This is a genomic window from Pseudomonas sp. Root71 (assembly GCF_001429045.1).
GTDB classification, from domain to species: domain Bacteria; phylum Pseudomonadota; class Gammaproteobacteria; order Pseudomonadales; family Pseudomonadaceae; genus Aquipseudomonas; species Aquipseudomonas monachiensis.
Genome location: NZ_LMHY01000012.1, coordinates 172128 through 186650, shown reverse-complemented (window position 1 = coordinate 186650; position 14523 = coordinate 172128). Strand labels below are relative to the sequence as shown.

The following is a 14523-nucleotide window of genomic DNA, read 5'->3' as shown; positions in this document are numbered from 1 at the left end:
CTACCTCAGCCGTTGGGCCCTACTGTCGCAACGATGGTCACTTGCTTGTTGTCAGGGATTTCCTGGTAAGCCAACACATGCAAACCCGGGACTGCGAGCCGGCCAAATCGCGAGAGCATCGCGCGAACCGGACCGGCCACCAGCAGAATCACCGGCTGACCTTGCATCTCCTGACGCTGCGCCGCGTCAATCAACGAACGTTGCAGCTTCTCAGCCATGCTTGGCTCCAGCAGAACGCCCTCTTCCGAGCCTTGTCCTGCCTTCTGCAGACTATTGAGCAATATTTGTTCCAACCTGGGCTCCAGCGTGATGACTGGCAGCTCCGACTCAGTGCCTACAATGCTTTGGACGATTGCGCGGGATACGCCAACCCGCACGGCAGCCACCAGCGCGGCGGTATCTTGACTCTTGGCGGCATTGTTGGCGATCGCCTCGGCAATGCTGCGGATGTCGCGCACCGGCACTTGTTCGGCCAGCAGCGCTTGCAGCACCTTGAGCAGCTGCGACAGCGAAACCACGCCCGGCACCAGCTCCTCGGCCAGCTTCGGCGAGCTTTTGGCCAGCAATTGCATGAGTTGCTGCACTTCTTCGTGACCGATCAGTTCACTGGAATGCTTGTAGAGTATCTGGTTCAAGTGGGTAGCCACTACTGTACTGGCATCGACCACCGTATAACCGAGGGATTGCGCCTGGGCGCGCTGGCTGATTTCGATCCAGACCGCCTCCAGGCCGAAAGCCGGATCTTTGGCGGTAATGCCGTTGAGCGTGCCGTAGACCTGCCCCGGGTTGATCGCCAGTTCGCGATCCGGGTAAATCTCCGCTTCGGCCAGGATCACCCCCATGAGGGTCAGGCGATAGGCACTTGGGGCCAGGTCGAGGTTGTCGCGGATATGCACCGTGGGCATCAGGAAGCCCAGGTCCTGGGACAGTTTCTTGCGTACGCCCTTGATTCGCGCCAGCAACTGGCCGCCCTGGTTGCGGTCCACCAACGGAATCAGGCGATAACCCACCTCCAGGCCGATCATATCGATCGGCGTCACGTCATCCCAGCCAAGCTCCTTGGTTTCCTGGGCGCGGGCCGGCGACGGCAGCAACTCCTGCTGGCGCTTGACCTCTTGCAGGACCTGCACCTTGGCGACGTTCTGCTTTTTCCAGAACAGGTAAGCGCCACCGGCCGCCAGCGCCGCCATGCTCAGGAACGAGAAATGCGGCATGCCGGGCACCAGGCCCATGACCGCCATCAAGCCCGCTGCCACCGCCAGCGCCTTGGGCGAGGCGAACATCTGGCGATTGATTTGCTTGCCCATGTCTTCCGAACCGGAAGCACGGGTCACCATGATCGCCGCTGCTGTCGATAACAACAGTGATGGCAATTGCGCCACCAAACCGTCACCGATGGTCAGCAGCGCATACACCTTGCCGGCGTCGCCGAAGGTCATGCCGTGCTGGAAGATACCGACCGCCATGCCGCCGATCAGGTTGATGAACAGGATCAACAGGCCGGCGATGGCGTCACCACGGACAAATTTGCTGGCACCGTCCATGGATCCGTAGAACTCGGCTTCCTGGGCCACTTCCGAACGACGGGCCTTGGCCTGGGCCTGATCGATCAGGCCGGCGTTGAGGTCGGCGTCGATCGCCATTTGCTTGCCGGGCATCGCATCGAGAGTGAAACGCGCGCTCACCTCGGAAATCCGCCCCGCGCCCTTGGTCACCACGACGAAGTTGATGATCATCAAGATCGCGAAGACCACGATACCCACCACGTAGTTACCGCCGATCACCACCTCGCCGAAGGCCTGGATCACCTTACCGGCGGCGGCATGGCCGTCCTGACCGTGGAGCATCACCACCCGCGTGGAGGCCACGTTCAACGCCAGGCGCAACAGTGTCGCCACCAACAGAATGGTCGGAAACACCGCGAAATCCAGCGGCCGCAAGGCGTAGACGCACACCAGCAGCACGACGATGGACAGGGCTATGTTGAAGGTGAAGAACACGTCCAGCAGGAACGGCGGCACCGGCAACATCATCATCGCCAGCATGACCAGCAGCAACAGCGGCACGCCCAGATTGCCCCGACTGAGGTCGGCAACGTTTGTGCGGGCACTGTTGATTAACTGAGAGCGATCCACCGGTTTTCCCCGTTCCTTTAAAGCAAACTTTTGACGCCTGAAGCAGGCGCAGGGCGGCTACTGCAAGAAGCTTTCCAACTTTTGCGGCAGGAGAAATAGAGTGTTTTTTCAGGGGGATATGCATCGCCTGGACTGACGCCTTCGCGGGCAAGCCACGCTCCCACAAGTTATCGCCGAACCTGTGGGAGCGGGCTTGCCCGCGAAGGGGCCATCAGCAGCAGCGCGAAACTCAGGAATCGCGGCGCAGATCCGGTGGAATCGGCAGGTCATCCTTAAGCGGATCAGGTCTCTTGCCCTTGCCCGCCCGGTACTGTCGAATCTGATAAACGTAAGCCAACACCTGTGCAACCGCCAGGTAGAGCCCGCCAGGAATTTCCTGCTCAAGCTCGGTGGAGTAGTAAATCGACCGCGCCAGCGCCGGCGATTCCAGCAGCAAAATCTCGTTGGCCGCCGCGATCTCGCGGATCTTCAGGGCCAGGAAGTCGCTACCCTTGGCCAGCAGTACCGGCGCATTACCCTTTTCCGGGTCGTATTTGAGGGCCACCGCGTAGTGGGTCGGGTTGGTGATGACCACGTCGGCCTCGGGAATGGCGGCCATCATCCGTCGCTGGGACATCTCGCGTTGCAGCTGTCGAATCCGCTGCTTGACCTCCGGCCGCCCCTCCTGGTCCTTGTGCTCGTCACGCACTTCCTGCTTGGTCATCAGCAGTTTCTTGTGGCTCTCCCAGAGCTGCACCGGCACGTCCACCACCGCGATCAGGATCAGCCCGCACGCCATCCACAGGGTGCTCCAGCCCACGACTTGCAGGCTGTGAATGATCGCCATGTCCAGGGGCTCATGGGCGATGCGCAGCAGGTCGTCGATGTCCGATGACAGTACCGCCAGCGCCACGAACAGGATAATGATGAACTTGGCCAGGGCCTTGAGCAGTTCGACCAGCGACTTGGTGGAGAACATGCGTTTGAGGCCGGGGCCGGGGTTCAAGCGGCTGAACTTGGGCGCCATGGAACTCGCCGCGAACAGCCAGCCCCCCAGGGAAATCGGACCGATGATGGCGGCCAGTACCAAGGTGATCATCACCGGCTGGATCGACCACAGGGCAATTTGCCCCGAGCGCATCAGGTAGGTGGCCATGGAGCGCTGATCCAGGATTACTTCCCGCGGCAGCGAGAAGTTGATGCGCATCAGCTCCATCATGTCCTGCGCCATGGCGCCGCCAAAAATCAGCAGCGCCGAGGCACCGACCAGCATGATCGCCAGGGTGTTGAGTTCCTTGGACCGCGCTATCTCACCCTTTTCACGGGAGTCCTGTTTGCGCTTCTCCGTGGGGTCTTCTGTTTTGTCCTGACCGCTTTCGCTCTCGGCCATGGCTCAGCTCGCCCGCGCCATTTCACGTAACAACTGCAAGGCCTCGGTGGCCAGCGGTTGATACTGGTTGAGAATGTCCGCCAGACCGACCCAGACAATGAACAGCCCAAGTACCAGGATCAGCGGGAAGCCGACAGAGAAAATATTGAGTTGCGGCGCCGCCCGGGTCATGACGCCAAACGCGATGTTGACCACCAGCAACGCGGTGATCGCCGGCAGCACCAGCAATAACGCCGCACCGAGCACCCAGCCGAGCTTGCCGGCCAGCTCCCAGTAGTGATTGACCATCAGGCCACCTCCCACCGGCAACGTGGTGAAACTCTCGGTGAGGATCTCGAACACCACCAGATGACCGTTCATGGACAGGAACAGCAGCGTCACCAGCATCGTGAAAAACTGCCCGATCACCGCCGTCGATACGCCGTTGGCCGGGTCGATCATGGAGGCGAAGCCCATGCCCATCTGGATGGCGACGATTTGCCCGGCAACCACAAATGCCTGGAAGAACAGCTGCAAGGAAAACCCCATCACGGCACCGATGAGAATCTGCTCGGCAATCAGCAACAGCCCGCTTAAATCCAGAGGGTTGACCGGCGGCATCGGCGGCAGGCCCGGCACGATGACCACGGTAATGGCCAGCGCGAAATACAGACGGATGCGCCGAGGCAGCAGGGTTGTGCCGAACACCGGCATGACCATCAGCAAGGAGCCGACGCGAAACAGCGGCAACATGAATGTCGCCACCCAGGTGCTGATCTGGGTATCGGTCAGCGCTAGCAGTGACATGGTTTAGCCGATGACCTGAGGAATACTGCCGTACAGCTGCAGGATGTAATCCATGAAAGTCTGCACCAGCCACGGGCCAGCCACGATCAGCGTCACCAGCATCACCAGCAGGCGCGGCAGGAAGCTCAGGGTCTGTTCGTTGATCTGGGTGGCGGCCTGGAACATCGCCACCAGCAGGCCGATCAGCAGACTCGGAATCACCAGCACCGCCACCATCATGGTGGTCAGCCACAGCGCTTCCCGGAAGATATCGACCGCTACTTCCGGGGTCATGGCGAGACACCACCGAAGCTGCTGGCCAGCGTGCCGATGATCAACGCCCAGCCATCGACCAGCACGAACAACATGATCTTGAACGGCAGGGAAATGATCAGCGGCGACAGCATCATCATCCCCATGGCCATCAACACACTGGCCACGACCAGGTCGATGATCAGGAACGGGATGAAGATCATGAAGCCGATCTGGAATGCCGTTTTCAGCTCGGAGGTCACGAAAGCGGGCACCAGGATGGTCAACGGCGCCTGATCCGGCGTCGCGATGTCAGTGCGCTTGGACAGGCGCATGAACAGCTCCAGATCGCTGGTGCGAGTCTGGGCGAGCATGAAGTTCTTGATCGGCACCTGCGCCTTGGCGACCGCATCCTGGGCCGTCAGCTTTTCCGCCAGGTACGGCTGCAGGGCATCCTGATTCACCCGGTCGAACACCGGCGCCATGATGAACAGGGTCAGGAACAGCGCCATGCCGGTGAGGATCTGGTTCGACGGTGTCTGCTGCAGGCCCAGGGCCTGGCGCAGGATCGAGAAGACAATGATGATCCGGGTGAAACTGGTCATCAGCATGACAAACGCCGGGATAAAACTCAGCGCGGTCATGATCAGCAGGATTTGCAGGCTGACCGAGTATTCCTGCGCACCCTGCGCATTGGTGCCCAGGGTGATTGCCGGGATCGACAGCGGATCGGCGGCGAATGCCAGCGGCGCGGCCAGCATCAGGGTCAGCGTCAAGACGATGCGCAGCGCACCCATTACTTCTTATCCTTGTGATCTTTACCCAGCATTTCCAACAGGCGCTGGGCAAATTCCGGCGTCGGCTTCTCGGTGCTCGGCACTTGCACCGGCTCCTTGAGGACGTGCAGCGCAGTGATGTTGCCGGGGCTCAGGCCCAACAGGATCTGCTCGTTGCCGACCTGCACCAGCATCAGGCGATCGCGAGGCCCCAGCGCGCGGGAGCCGACAATCTCGATGACCTGCCCCTTGCCGGCCGGGCCGGCCTGCTGGACCCGACGCAGCAACCAGGCAAGGAAGAAGATCAACCCCAGCACCAGCAGCAAGCCGAACACCAACTGCGTCAACTGGCCGGCCACACCGCTGCTCACCGCCGGCGCAGCGGCCGTGGTCGCCGTTGCGACAGGTTCGGCCGCCAGCACGCTGAACGGCATCGCCAATACAAACCCGAGAACCTTTTTCACTCAGCGCAGCTTCTTGATGCGTTCGCTTGGGCTGATCACGTCCGTCAGGCGGATGCCGAACTTCTCGTTGACCACCACCACTTCGCCGTGGGCGATGAGCGTGCCATTGACCAGCACGTCCAGCGGCTCGCCGGCCAGGCGATCAAGCTCGATCACCGACCCCTGGTTCAGTTGAAGCAGGTTACGGATGTTGATGTCGGTGCTGCCCACTTCCATGGAAATCGACACCGGGATATCGAGGATCACATCCAGGTTCGGGCCGTCGAGAGTGACCGGCTCGTTGTTTTTCGGCACGCTGCCGAACTCTTCCATTGGCAGGCGGCCGGATGCGGAATTGCCGGAGTCGGCGGCCAGCAGGGCGTCGATATCGGCCTGCCCGGCATCACCGGTTTCTTCCAGGGCTGCTGCCCACTCATCGGCCAGGGCCTGGTCGTCTTGCGTGTTCATTTGTCTGTGTCCTCGGCGAGCAAAAAATCAGAATTCGGTTAGTCGCAAACGGGTACAAGCGCCGGTCAACGGCGCTCGATCGGCTCGATCACTTGCAACGCCAGGTTGCCCTTGTGCGAGCCCATCTTGACCTTGAAGGCCGGCACGCCGTTGGCGCGCATGATCATTTCTTCCGGCATGTCGACCGGGATCACATCCCCCGGCTGCATGTGCAGGATGTCGCGCAGGCGCAACTGACGACGAGCCACCGTCGCACCGATCGGCACGTCGACGTCCAGCACGTCCTGGCGCAGGGCGTTGACCCAGCGCTCGTCCTGGTCGTCGAGGTCCGACTGGAAGCCGGCATCGAGCATTTCGCGCACCGGCTCGATCATCGAGTACGGCATGGTCACGTGCAGGTCGCCGCCACCGCCATCGAGTTCGATGTGGAAGGTCGACACCACAATGGCTTCGCTCGGGCCGACGATGTTGGCCATGGCCGGGTTCACTTCCGAGTTGATGTACTCGAAGTTGACTTCCATGATCGCCTGCCAGGCTTCCTTCAAGTCGACGAACGCCTGTTCCAGCACCATGCGTACCACGCGCAGTTCGGTCGGCGTGAACTCACGCCCTTCGATCTTGGCGTGCCGGCCGTCGCCACCGAAGAAGTTGTCCACCAGCTTGAACACCAGTTTGGCGTCGAGGATGAACAACGCAGTGCCGCGCAGGGGTTTGATCTTGACCAGGTTGAGACTGGTCGGCACGTACAGCGAGTGCACGTATTCGCCGAACTTCATCACCTGCACGCCGCCGACCGCCACGTCCGCCGAGCGCCGCAGCATATTGAACATGCTGATGCGGGTATAGCGGGCGAAACGCTCGTTGATCATTTCCAGGGTCGGCATGCGTCCACGGACGATGCGATCCTGGCTGGTCAGGTCATAGCTTTTGACGGCGCCGGGTTCGGCAGCGTTTTCGGTCTGTACCAGACCATCGTCGACGCCATGCAACAGCGCGTCGATCTCATCCTGGGACAGCAGGTCCTGCACGGCCATGTCGTGTTCCTACTGCAGTACGAAATTAGTGAAAAGCAACTGTTCGATCACCACTTTGCCGAGCTCTTTCTGCGCCACTTCCTGGACACTGGCGGTGGCTTTCTGTCGCAGCATTTCCTGGCCGACCGGCGAGGCGAGGGTCGCGAAGTCCTGCCCGGAGAACAGCATCACCAGGTTATTGCGGATCACCGGCATGTGGACCTTGAGCGCATCCAGATCCGCCTGGTTACGACCGAGCATGGTGATGCTCACTTGCATGTAGCGCTGGCGACCGTTCTGGTTGAAGTTGGCCACGAAAGCCGGCGCCATCGATTCGAAAATCGCTGGCTGCTTGCCGGCGGGAGCCTGCTCCACTGCGGCGGCAGGCTTGCTCTGGGCGCCGTGCATGAAGTACCAGGTCGCCCCCACGGACAAACCGATCGCCAGCAGCAGGGCCGCCACGATCACGATGATCAGCTTGAGTTTGCCTTTGGTTGCGGGGTCTTTTACTACTGCTGCGTCGCTCTTCGCCATGCCAATAATCCGTCACTATTCGGGTTTTCACAGTCGCACGGCAAGGCAGGAGCAAGTGTTATGCCAGAACGGCTGGGAGCGGGGATGGGTGGGCTTGGCACAATTTGAAGACGGCGCAAAACCACTGTGGGAGCGGGCTTGCTCGCGAAGGGGCAGTGTCAGTCGACAGAGATTTTGAATGACTGACCGCATTCGCGAGCAAGCCCGCTCCCACAGGGTTTGGTGTATGGCCTGATCAGGCGTAGTAATCGACCGCGCTGGAGCCGATCACGCTGCTGGTATTGGCCGCTACTTCAGCGACGCTCGGGGTGATGTCGTCATCCATCGAGTCGAGGCGACCGCCGCTGGCACTGGTTCGTCCGCTCTGGCTTTGCCCGGCCTGTTCCTGCCCTTGCTGCGAACCACGGGACTGGTCCGAAACGTTGACATCGACCTGGCCCATTCCCTGCTGCGCGAACATGTCGCGCAAGCGATGGACCTGGCCATCCAGCGCCTCACGCACTCCCGGATGCGCACTCATGAAGGTGACCTGGGTCTGTTGATCGGGAACCATGCTCACCCGAATGTCCAGGCGTCCGAGTTCAGCGGGCTGCAACTGGATGTCCGCCGCTTTGAGATTGGCGCTGGACAGGTACATGACCCGATTCACCACCTCTTCGGTCCAGCCGCTCTGGTGCATGGCAATCGGCTGGTTCACCGGCAAGGCATTGGCAGTCTTCGGTGTGGCGGCCTGGGTCAGCGCTGCCAGACGGTTGGCGAAATCATCGACACGGGTGTCGCTGCTGGCGGACTTGAGGTCCTTCAGGCCGTCGTCGATCAAGCCGCTGAAAGCCTTGTCGTCACCCTGGCCGGTGCTGCTCTTGTCGCCCTGAACATCCAGCATGGTCGCCATGCCGGCGGCAAAGTTTTGCGCCGACGTCTGCTCAACGTCAGCCTGGGCTTGCGCCTGTGTCGGTGCAGCCTTGGGCTGCGCCTGGCTGGAGGCCGATACGTGACCACCCTGCTCCATCGCCAGGCGCACCGCCGGCAAGGCGTCTAGGGGATCGGTCGAGGGATCGAAATCACCGTCGGCAGTGGCCAGCACTGGAGCCGCCGTAGCCGTAGCAGTGGCGGCTACCGGCGCGTCAACGACAGGTTGCACAGCGTCGACCACGGCGAAGGCCACCGGTGCCTGTACGACGGATTGCAATGAAGGATCAAGCGCCGGATCGAGCGGTGCGGCATCGACGACAGGAGCCGGGGCGGCATCTGACGCATCATCGCCGGCGGTCTTGTCGTCAGTCTGCGCCGAATGGTCGGCAGGCAAGGATTTGCCGCCATCGGCAACCACCGGTTCCTCGACGGCAGACTTGTCGTCATTGGCGTCTTTTTTTCCGGCAACATCGCAGGTTGCGTCGCGACCCGGCCTGACCGGAGCATCCGCCAACACATTGGGCTTGCCCTGGGCCTGGCTGGCATAGACATGAGCGAAGCTTGCGGCCTTGCCCCCGGGCTCAGCGGTCAGCGCCGCAGGATTGGCGGAGCCAGCCTGAGTCTTGGCTTGCCTGGAGGCCGGAAGCAGAATATCGGGGGTAACGGGCATGAAACGGTCTCCGCTGCACGGGGCTCGTAAGTACAGTTGGATGAGTTGACTGCAAAGGTCGAGCCAGTTTCACTTGAAGAAGACCCAATGCAGCGGATGCTCAGATTTTCGCCGGGCAACGCTGTCGTTCAGCTTCGTACAGAGGTCGGATACCGGCGAACTCGCGATCGATTTCGCCGACCAGCTCCTGAACGGCGGCCCATGGCAAATCTTTAGCCCGCTGTTCAAGTTGATGGCAGAGCTCTGTCAGCCGGAAGGCGCCCATATTGCTGCTGCTGCCCTTGAAGCTATGGGCGGTTTCTACGAGCCGTGCGGCACTGTCAGCTGTTCTCAAGACTTTCAGGCGCTCTTCGGAGTCCGCAAGAAAGATATCCAGCAGATCCGGATAGCCCCCTTCCATCACTTCCTGCAATGCACTCAGCACGTCGCGATCCACATGTGTGTCGTCCACTTGCTCACTCCTTGATCAAGAATGCGCGGATTATGCCAGAGCCTCCCAGATAAACTCCACGCGTGCACTTCGACCATTGTCGCTCCAGCGGGCATTACGCCCCAACTGGCGGATCAGACTGACCCCTCGCCCCGACAGGCGGACGTCTTCCAAAGGTCTTGCCATCACCCGCTCGACATCGAAACCCTTGCCGCTGTCTTCGATGTGAATGGCCAGGCAACCGCCGTCGTCCGTTGGCGTCACCTGCAAATGTAACCGTACATAGCCATCCTGCAGTTCGTCCAGCCGGGTATTACGCTCTTGATAATACCGCGCAAATCCCGAGGCATCGCGCTTGAGGCTCGAATCCAGCCCCAGCACGCCATGCTCCAGCGCATTGGAATAGAGCTCCGCCAGCACACTGTAGAGCGCACCGCTCTGAGCCCGAAGACCATGCACCTCAAGCAACAGTTGCAACAGATAGGGCAACGGATTGAAACGCTTGAGCGTGGCGGCGCGAAACTCGAAACTCACCGACCAGTCCAGCGGGCAGGACTGGCCGCTGTCGGAGTAGACCAACGCCGGCGGCGTGATCTGCGCCTTCTCCAGCAGGCTGATTTCTACCATGCTGACATCATCGCGTGCTTCTCCGCCGAAATGACGCAGCGCCTGCTCGATCTCTTCGAACAGTGCATCCGGCTGGCGATTGGCGGCAAACACCCACTGCAATCGCTGCACGCCAAACAACTGATCATTGGCGTCGCAGGTATCAATCACGCCATCGGACAGGAGAAATACCCGGTCCCCGATGGCCATGGGATACACGTCGGTTCGCTCGTCGAAGGAGTCCGGGCTCAGCACCCCCAAAGGCAGGTGCCGCGCCGGCAGAGGCGTTCGCTCGCCACTGGCAACGCGATGCAGGTAACCGTCGGGCATGCCGCCGTTCCAGACTTCCACCGAACGGCGCTGAAAACTCAGGCACAGCAAGGTGGCACAGCAGAACATGTCCACCGGCAGGATGCGCTTGAGCTTGGCATTCATCTCGCGCAGGGTTTCCGCCAGGCCGTAGCCCTTGGCGGTCATCCCGTAGAAAACTTCGGCCAGGGGCATGGCGCCCACCGCCGCCGGCAGACCGTGGCCGGTGAAGTCGCCCAGCAGCACGTGCATGTCTCCGGCCGGGGTGAACGCGGCCAGCAACAGGTCGCCGTTGAACAGCGCATAGGGCGATTGCAGATAACGGATATTCGGCGCTGCATTCAGGCAGCCGGAGTGCGCCACCTTGTCGAAAACGGCCTTGGCCACGCGCTGTTCGTTGAGCAGGTAGTCGTGGTGCCGGGCGATCTGGTCACGCTGTTGCAGCACGGTGTCCTGCAAGCGCCGCAAGCGATCCATCGCCTTGATCTTGGCAGCGAGAATCACCTGGTTGTAGGGCTTGGCCAGAAAGTCGTCACCGCCGACTTCCAGGCAACGGGCCAGGGCTTCGCTTTCGGACAACGACGTGAGGAAGATGATCGGCACCAGGGTTTCCCCGGCCAGGGCCTTGATCTGCCGGGCCGCCTCGAAGCCGTCCAGGACCGGCATCATTGCATCCATCAACACCATGTGCGGTTGTTGTTGGCCAAACACCTCGACCGCTTCGGCGCCGTTGGCCGCCGTCAGCACGTCGTGCCCCTGGCGGCGCAGGATGCTCGACAGCAGCAGGCGATCGGCGGCGCTGTCCTCGGCAATCAGGATTGTCAGCGGTTCCAGTGGCTGCATGGCAATCAACTGATGTCGAACAGTTTGTCGAAGTTGGAGATGGCGAGGATTTTGCGCACGTCGGTACTGCTGTTGACGACGCGCACATCGGAGTCGTCGCCACCGGCGTGATCGCGCAGCAAAAGCAGCATGCCCAGGGCCGAGCTGTCGAGGTAGGTGGCATCCTTCAGGTCGACCACGACCGCCGATAGCTGTTTATCTTCGTAGGACTGACGAAATTCCTGATGCTTGGCGAAATCGAATCGTCCCCTGATCGAGATCGTCAGCCTTTGTCCATCCTCGGACACTTCTGTAATCACCGACATTTAATGGCTTCCTTGTCATTGGCAAACGTTTAGAAGGTTTAGCATCTGAAGAGGATGGGGGCAAGCCAGCCTGTTTTTTGAAAGCACGTTCAATAGGGGTTATCACGCGGCAGGCGCTGGGACAATTCATCCAGCAGTTTCTGTTCGCGCCGGTCTTCAAGCGCCCGCGCCTCGTCGGCATAGCGCTGAACCAGCTTGCGCAAGCCTTCGACCCGGGCAAACGCCTGCTGCCAGGTCTCCCGCGCCTTGTTCAGGTTGTTCTGATGCCAGGCCAGGCTTTGCCGCTGCTGGTCGATGGCCGTGCCCAGTTGCGCGAGAAAGCCCTGATAACCCAGTAACCATTGGCCCGAGACGCCGCCGCTGCCGCGCACGATCCATTGTTCCTGATAGTCGAGACGGAAGGCTTCGAGGTCGGCGAGCTTGCTTTGTGCCAGGCGAACCTGCCCTTGAAAGTGCCCCAGGCGCTGGACCGCGGTTTTCTCGGTCTTTTCGGCCATTTCCACCACCGGCGCCAGCCGTCCCGCCCGACTCAGGGCCATGACCGCTTAACCACCTGCCGCGGGCGCGAAGATCGAGGCCAGATACGCTTCGCTTTCGCCCAGGCTGATGCTGTCGTTGAGGCCCTGGCGCAGGTATTTGACCAGTTGCGGTTGCAGGGAAATCGCCAGGTCGGTCTCGCGATCACCACCGGCGACGTAGGCGCCAACGCTGATCAGGTCGCGACTCTGCTGATAGCGCGACCACAATTGCTTGAAGTACTGCGCGCGCATCATGTGCTCCGGCGACACCACCGCCGGCATGACCCGGCTGATGGAGGCCTCGATATCGATGGCCGGGTAATGCCCTTCCTCGGCCAGGCGCCGCGACAGCACGATGTGCCCGTCGAGCACGCCCCGCGCCGAGTCGGCAATCGGGTCCTGCTGGTCATCGCCTTCGGACAGCACGGTGTAGAACGCAGTGATCGAACCACCACCTTTCTCCGCGTTGCCGGCCCGTTCCACCAGTTTCGGCAGCTTGGCGAATACCGACGGCGGATAGCCCTTGGTCGCTGGCGGCTCACCGATGGCCAGGGCGATTTCCCGCTGGGCCTGGGCGAAACGGGTCAGCGAATCCATGAGCAACAGGACGTTCTTGCCCTTGTCGCGGAAATATTCGGCGATGCGCGTGCAGTACATGGCCGCGCGCAGACGCATCAGCGGCGCATCGTCCGCCGGAGACGCTACCACCACTGAACGCTTGAGCCCTTCTTCACCGAGGATGTGCTCGATGAACTCTTTAACTTCACGCCCCCGCTCACCGATCAGCCCGACGACGATGATGTCGGCCTCGGTGAAGCGGGTCATCATGCCCAACAGCACGGATTTACCAACACCGGTACCGGCGAACAGCCCGAGACGCTGGCCGCGCCCCACCGTCAACATGCCGTTGATGCATCGGATGCCCACGTCCAGCGGCTCGCTGATCGGTTCGCGCTTGAGCGGGTTGATGGTCGGGCCATCCATCGGCACCCAGTCCTCGGCCTTCATCCCGCCCTTGCCGTCCAGCGCCCGACCGGCGCCATCGAGCACCCGCCCGAGCATGCTCATGCCCATGGGCAGGCGACCGGTATCGGACAGGGGAACAACGCGGGCGCCGGGTGCAATACCGGCAACGCTGCCGACCGGCATCAGAAAGATTTTGCTGCCGGAGAAGCCCATGACTTCGGCTTCGACCTGCACCGGGTGATAGCTGTCGTCGTTGATCACCATGCAGCGGCTACCCATGGCGGCGCGCAGACCTTCGGCTTCGAGGGTCAGGCCGACCATGCGCAACAAGCGGCCCTCAAGGATCGGCGCGCCGGCCAATTCAGTCGCCTCGGCGTAACTGCCCAGGCGCTTGGCGAAGCTGGTGCGTTCAAGGCGCATCAGGTGCATCCGCTTCTGGCGCGGCCGCAGGCTTGCTGTCGATCGGCAGTTCCAGGCTCAGGTCCGGCGCGGCCGGGTGCAAGGCCTGCTCGTGCAATTGATCGAACAGTTTGTCCATCACCTGCACGACACGGGTTTCGACCGTGGCGTCGATGCGGCTGTGTTCGGTCTCGACCCGGCAACCGCCGGGCAACAGCGATTCGTCCTCGACGATGCGCCAGGTTTCCTCATGACGCTCGCGCAGGGCTTTGACCTGTGCGAAGTCCTGGGGATTGATGTACAGCCGCACATTGCCCACGCCCAACGGCAAGAGCTTGAGTGCTTCGCGCATGACGTGTTCGATCTGCGTCGAGTCGATGGCCAGTTCGCGCTGGATCACTTGCCTGGTGATGTGCTGCACGAGCTCGACCAGGGACTTTTCAATCTGGGTGTCCTGCCCGGCGATGGGCTCGAACAAGTGCGCCATCAACTGTTCCAGCCCGGCAAGCTTCGGTGCCAGCGCCTGTTCGGCTTCCTGGCGAACCTTGAGCGTGGTGCTGTGGAAGCCCTCCTTCTCACCCACCGCGAAGCCTTCGTTGTAGGCCTCCTGGCGAATGCTTTCGAGTTCTTCCAGGGTCAGTGGCTGGACCTCCTCCAGCGGCACCTCTTCCATTTCCGGCGGTTCGGGTTCAGGCGCAGGTTCTGGCTCGGGTTCCGGCGGGTCGAAACTGGGCAGCGCCCAGGACTCGAAGCCACTGACATCCCTGGCCCGGATCAGGTCAGTGGGTGCATCATCATTCTTGACCATGG

At 61.5% G+C, this 14523-nt stretch carries 16 protein-coding genes; all 16 read right to left on the bottom strand.

Translation table 11 applies throughout. From position 1 onward, the window contains the following. Positions 1–5: 5 nt before the first annotated feature. Positions 6–2135, bottom strand: coding sequence for a flagellar biosynthesis protein FlhA (flhA, locus tag ASD95_RS10850; protein ID WP_056721599.1), 2130 nt, complete (start codon positions 2133–2135; stop codon positions 6–8). A gap of 229 nt (positions 2136–2364) precedes the next feature. Then, positions 2365–3504 (bottom strand): flagellar biosynthesis protein FlhB, encoded by a 1140-nt coding sequence (gene flhB, locus ASD95_RS10845; protein ID WP_056721597.1) that lies wholly within the window; start codon positions 3502–3504, stop codon positions 2365–2367. 3 nt (positions 3505–3507) lie between these two features. Then, positions 3508–4290 (bottom strand): flagellar biosynthetic protein FliR, encoded by a 783-nt coding sequence (gene fliR / locus ASD95_RS10840; RefSeq protein WP_056721595.1) that lies wholly within the window; start codon positions 4288–4290, stop codon positions 3508–3510. Between the two features lie 3 nt (positions 4291–4293). Then, on the bottom strand, positions 4294–4563 hold the full coding sequence (gene fliQ / locus ASD95_RS10835) for a flagellar biosynthesis protein FliQ (protein ID WP_056721593.1): 270 nt from the start codon (positions 4561–4563) through the stop codon (positions 4294–4296). Beyond that, the gene (gene fliP / locus ASD95_RS10830; protein WP_008052881.1) at positions 4560–5318 is read right to left on the bottom strand and encodes a flagellar type III secretion system pore protein FliP; all 759 of its coding nucleotides are present in this window, start codon (positions 5316–5318) and stop codon (positions 4560–4562) included. The genes fliQ and fliP overlap by 4 nt, the downstream gene beginning before the upstream one ends. Then, complete coding sequence (gene fliO / locus ASD95_RS10825; protein WP_409078514.1) at positions 5318–5731, bottom strand: flagellar biosynthetic protein FliO; 414 nt, start codon at positions 5729–5731, stop codon at positions 5318–5320. Before fliO ends, fliP begins: the two co-directional genes overlap by 1 nt. A 30-nt stretch (positions 5732–5761) precedes the next feature. After that, a complete protein-coding gene (gene fliN, locus ASD95_RS10820; protein ID WP_056721589.1) occupies positions 5762–6208 on the bottom strand; it encodes a flagellar motor switch protein FliN in 447 nt (148 codons plus the stop codon). Positions 6209–6273: 65 nt separating this feature from the next. Further along, positions 6274–7242: a flagellar motor switch protein FliM gene (gene fliM, locus ASD95_RS10815; RefSeq protein ID WP_008052878.1), complete on the bottom strand. Its 969-nt coding sequence runs from the start codon at positions 7240–7242 to the stop codon at positions 6274–6276. A gap of 9 nt (positions 7243–7251) precedes the next feature. Beyond that, positions 7252–7755 carry a flagellar basal body-associated protein FliL gene (fliL, locus tag ASD95_RS10810; RefSeq protein ID WP_056721587.1) on the bottom strand — a complete coding sequence of 168 codons (504 nt, stop codon included), beginning with the start codon at positions 7753–7755 and terminating at the stop codon, positions 7252–7254. Positions 7756–7990: 235 nt separating this feature from the next. Further along, the gene (locus ASD95_RS10805) at positions 7991–9337 is read right to left on the bottom strand and encodes a flagellar hook-length control protein FliK (protein WP_056721585.1); all 1347 of its coding nucleotides are present in this window, start codon (positions 9335–9337) and stop codon (positions 7991–7993) included. A gap of 100 nt (positions 9338–9437) precedes the next feature. Beyond that, positions 9438–9788 carry an Hpt domain-containing protein gene (locus tag ASD95_RS10800; RefSeq protein WP_056721582.1) on the bottom strand — a complete coding sequence of 117 codons (351 nt, stop codon included), beginning with the start codon at positions 9786–9788 and terminating at the stop codon, positions 9438–9440. 30 nt (positions 9789–9818) lie between these two features. Next, positions 9819–11525, bottom strand: a complete 1707-nt coding sequence (locus ASD95_RS10795; RefSeq protein WP_056721581.1) for an ATP-binding SpoIIE family protein phosphatase — start codon at positions 11523–11525, stop codon at positions 9819–9821. Between the two features lie 5 nt (positions 11526–11530). After that, positions 11531–11830 (bottom strand): STAS domain-containing protein, encoded by a 300-nt coding sequence (locus ASD95_RS10790; protein WP_056721579.1) that lies wholly within the window; start codon positions 11828–11830, stop codon positions 11531–11533. Positions 11831–11919: 89 nt separating this feature from the next. Then, positions 11920–12369, bottom strand: coding sequence for a flagellar export protein FliJ (gene fliJ, locus ASD95_RS10785; protein WP_056721577.1), 450 nt, complete (start codon positions 12367–12369; stop codon positions 11920–11922). A gap of 6 nt (positions 12370–12375) precedes the next feature. Further along, positions 12376–13734 (bottom strand): flagellar protein export ATPase FliI, encoded by a 1359-nt coding sequence (fliI, locus tag ASD95_RS10780; protein ID WP_056721574.1) that lies wholly within the window; start codon positions 13732–13734, stop codon positions 12376–12378. Then, positions 13724–14521: a flagellar assembly protein FliH gene (gene fliH / locus ASD95_RS10775; protein ID WP_056721572.1), complete on the bottom strand. Its 798-nt coding sequence runs from the start codon at positions 14519–14521 to the stop codon at positions 13724–13726. The genes fliI and fliH overlap by 11 nt, the downstream gene beginning before the upstream one ends. Positions 14522–14523 lie beyond the last annotated feature (2 nt).

Excerpts from the sequence above, each read along its gene's own strand:
- fliL (WP_056721587.1), bottom strand. The coding sequence starts at position 7,755 with ATGGCGAAGAGCGACGCAGCAGTAGTAAAAGACCCCGCAACCAAAGGC.
- fliN (WP_056721589.1), bottom strand. The coding sequence starts at position 6,208 with ATGAACACGCAAGACGACCAGGCCCTGGCCGATGAGTGGGCAGCAGCC.
- fliO (WP_409078514.1), bottom strand. The coding sequence starts at position 5,731 with ATGCCGTTCAGCGTGCTGGCGGCCGAACCTGTCGCAACGGCGACCACG.
- ASD95_RS10790 (WP_056721579.1), bottom strand. The coding sequence starts at position 11,830 with ATGTCGGTGATTACAGAAGTGTCCGAGGATGGACAAAGGCTGACGATC.
- flhB (WP_056721597.1), bottom strand. The coding sequence starts at position 3,504 with ATGGCCGAGAGCGAAAGCGGTCAGGACAAAACAGAAGACCCCACGGAG.
- fliR (WP_056721595.1), bottom strand. The coding sequence starts at position 4,290 with ATGTCACTGCTAGCGCTGACCGATACCCAGATCAGCACCTGGGTGGCG.
- ASD95_RS10805 (WP_056721585.1), bottom strand. The coding sequence starts at position 9,337 with ATGCCCGTTACCCCCGATATTCTGCTTCCGGCCTCCAGGCAAGCCAAG.
- fliJ (WP_056721577.1), bottom strand. The coding sequence starts at position 12,369 with ATGGCCCTGAGTCGGGCGGGACGGCTGGCGCCGGTGGTGGAAATGGCC.
- fliI (WP_056721574.1), bottom strand. The coding sequence starts at position 13,734 with ATGCGCCTTGAACGCACCAGCTTCGCCAAGCGCCTGGGCAGTTACGCC.
- ASD95_RS10795 (WP_056721581.1), bottom strand. The coding sequence starts at position 11,525 with ATGCAGCCACTGGAACCGCTGACAATCCTGATTGCCGAGGACAGCGCC.
- fliP (WP_008052881.1), bottom strand. The coding sequence starts at position 5,318 with ATGGGTGCGCTGCGCATCGTCTTGACGCTGACCCTGATGCTGGCCGCG.
- fliM (WP_008052878.1), bottom strand. The coding sequence starts at position 7,242 with ATGGCCGTGCAGGACCTGCTGTCCCAGGATGAGATCGACGCGCTGTTG.
- fliQ (WP_056721593.1), bottom strand. The coding sequence starts at position 4,563 with ATGACCCCGGAAGTAGCGGTCGATATCTTCCGGGAAGCGCTGTGGCTG.
- fliH (WP_056721572.1), bottom strand. The coding sequence starts at position 14,521 with ATGGTCAAGAATGATGATGCACCCACTGACCTGATCCGGGCCAGGGAT.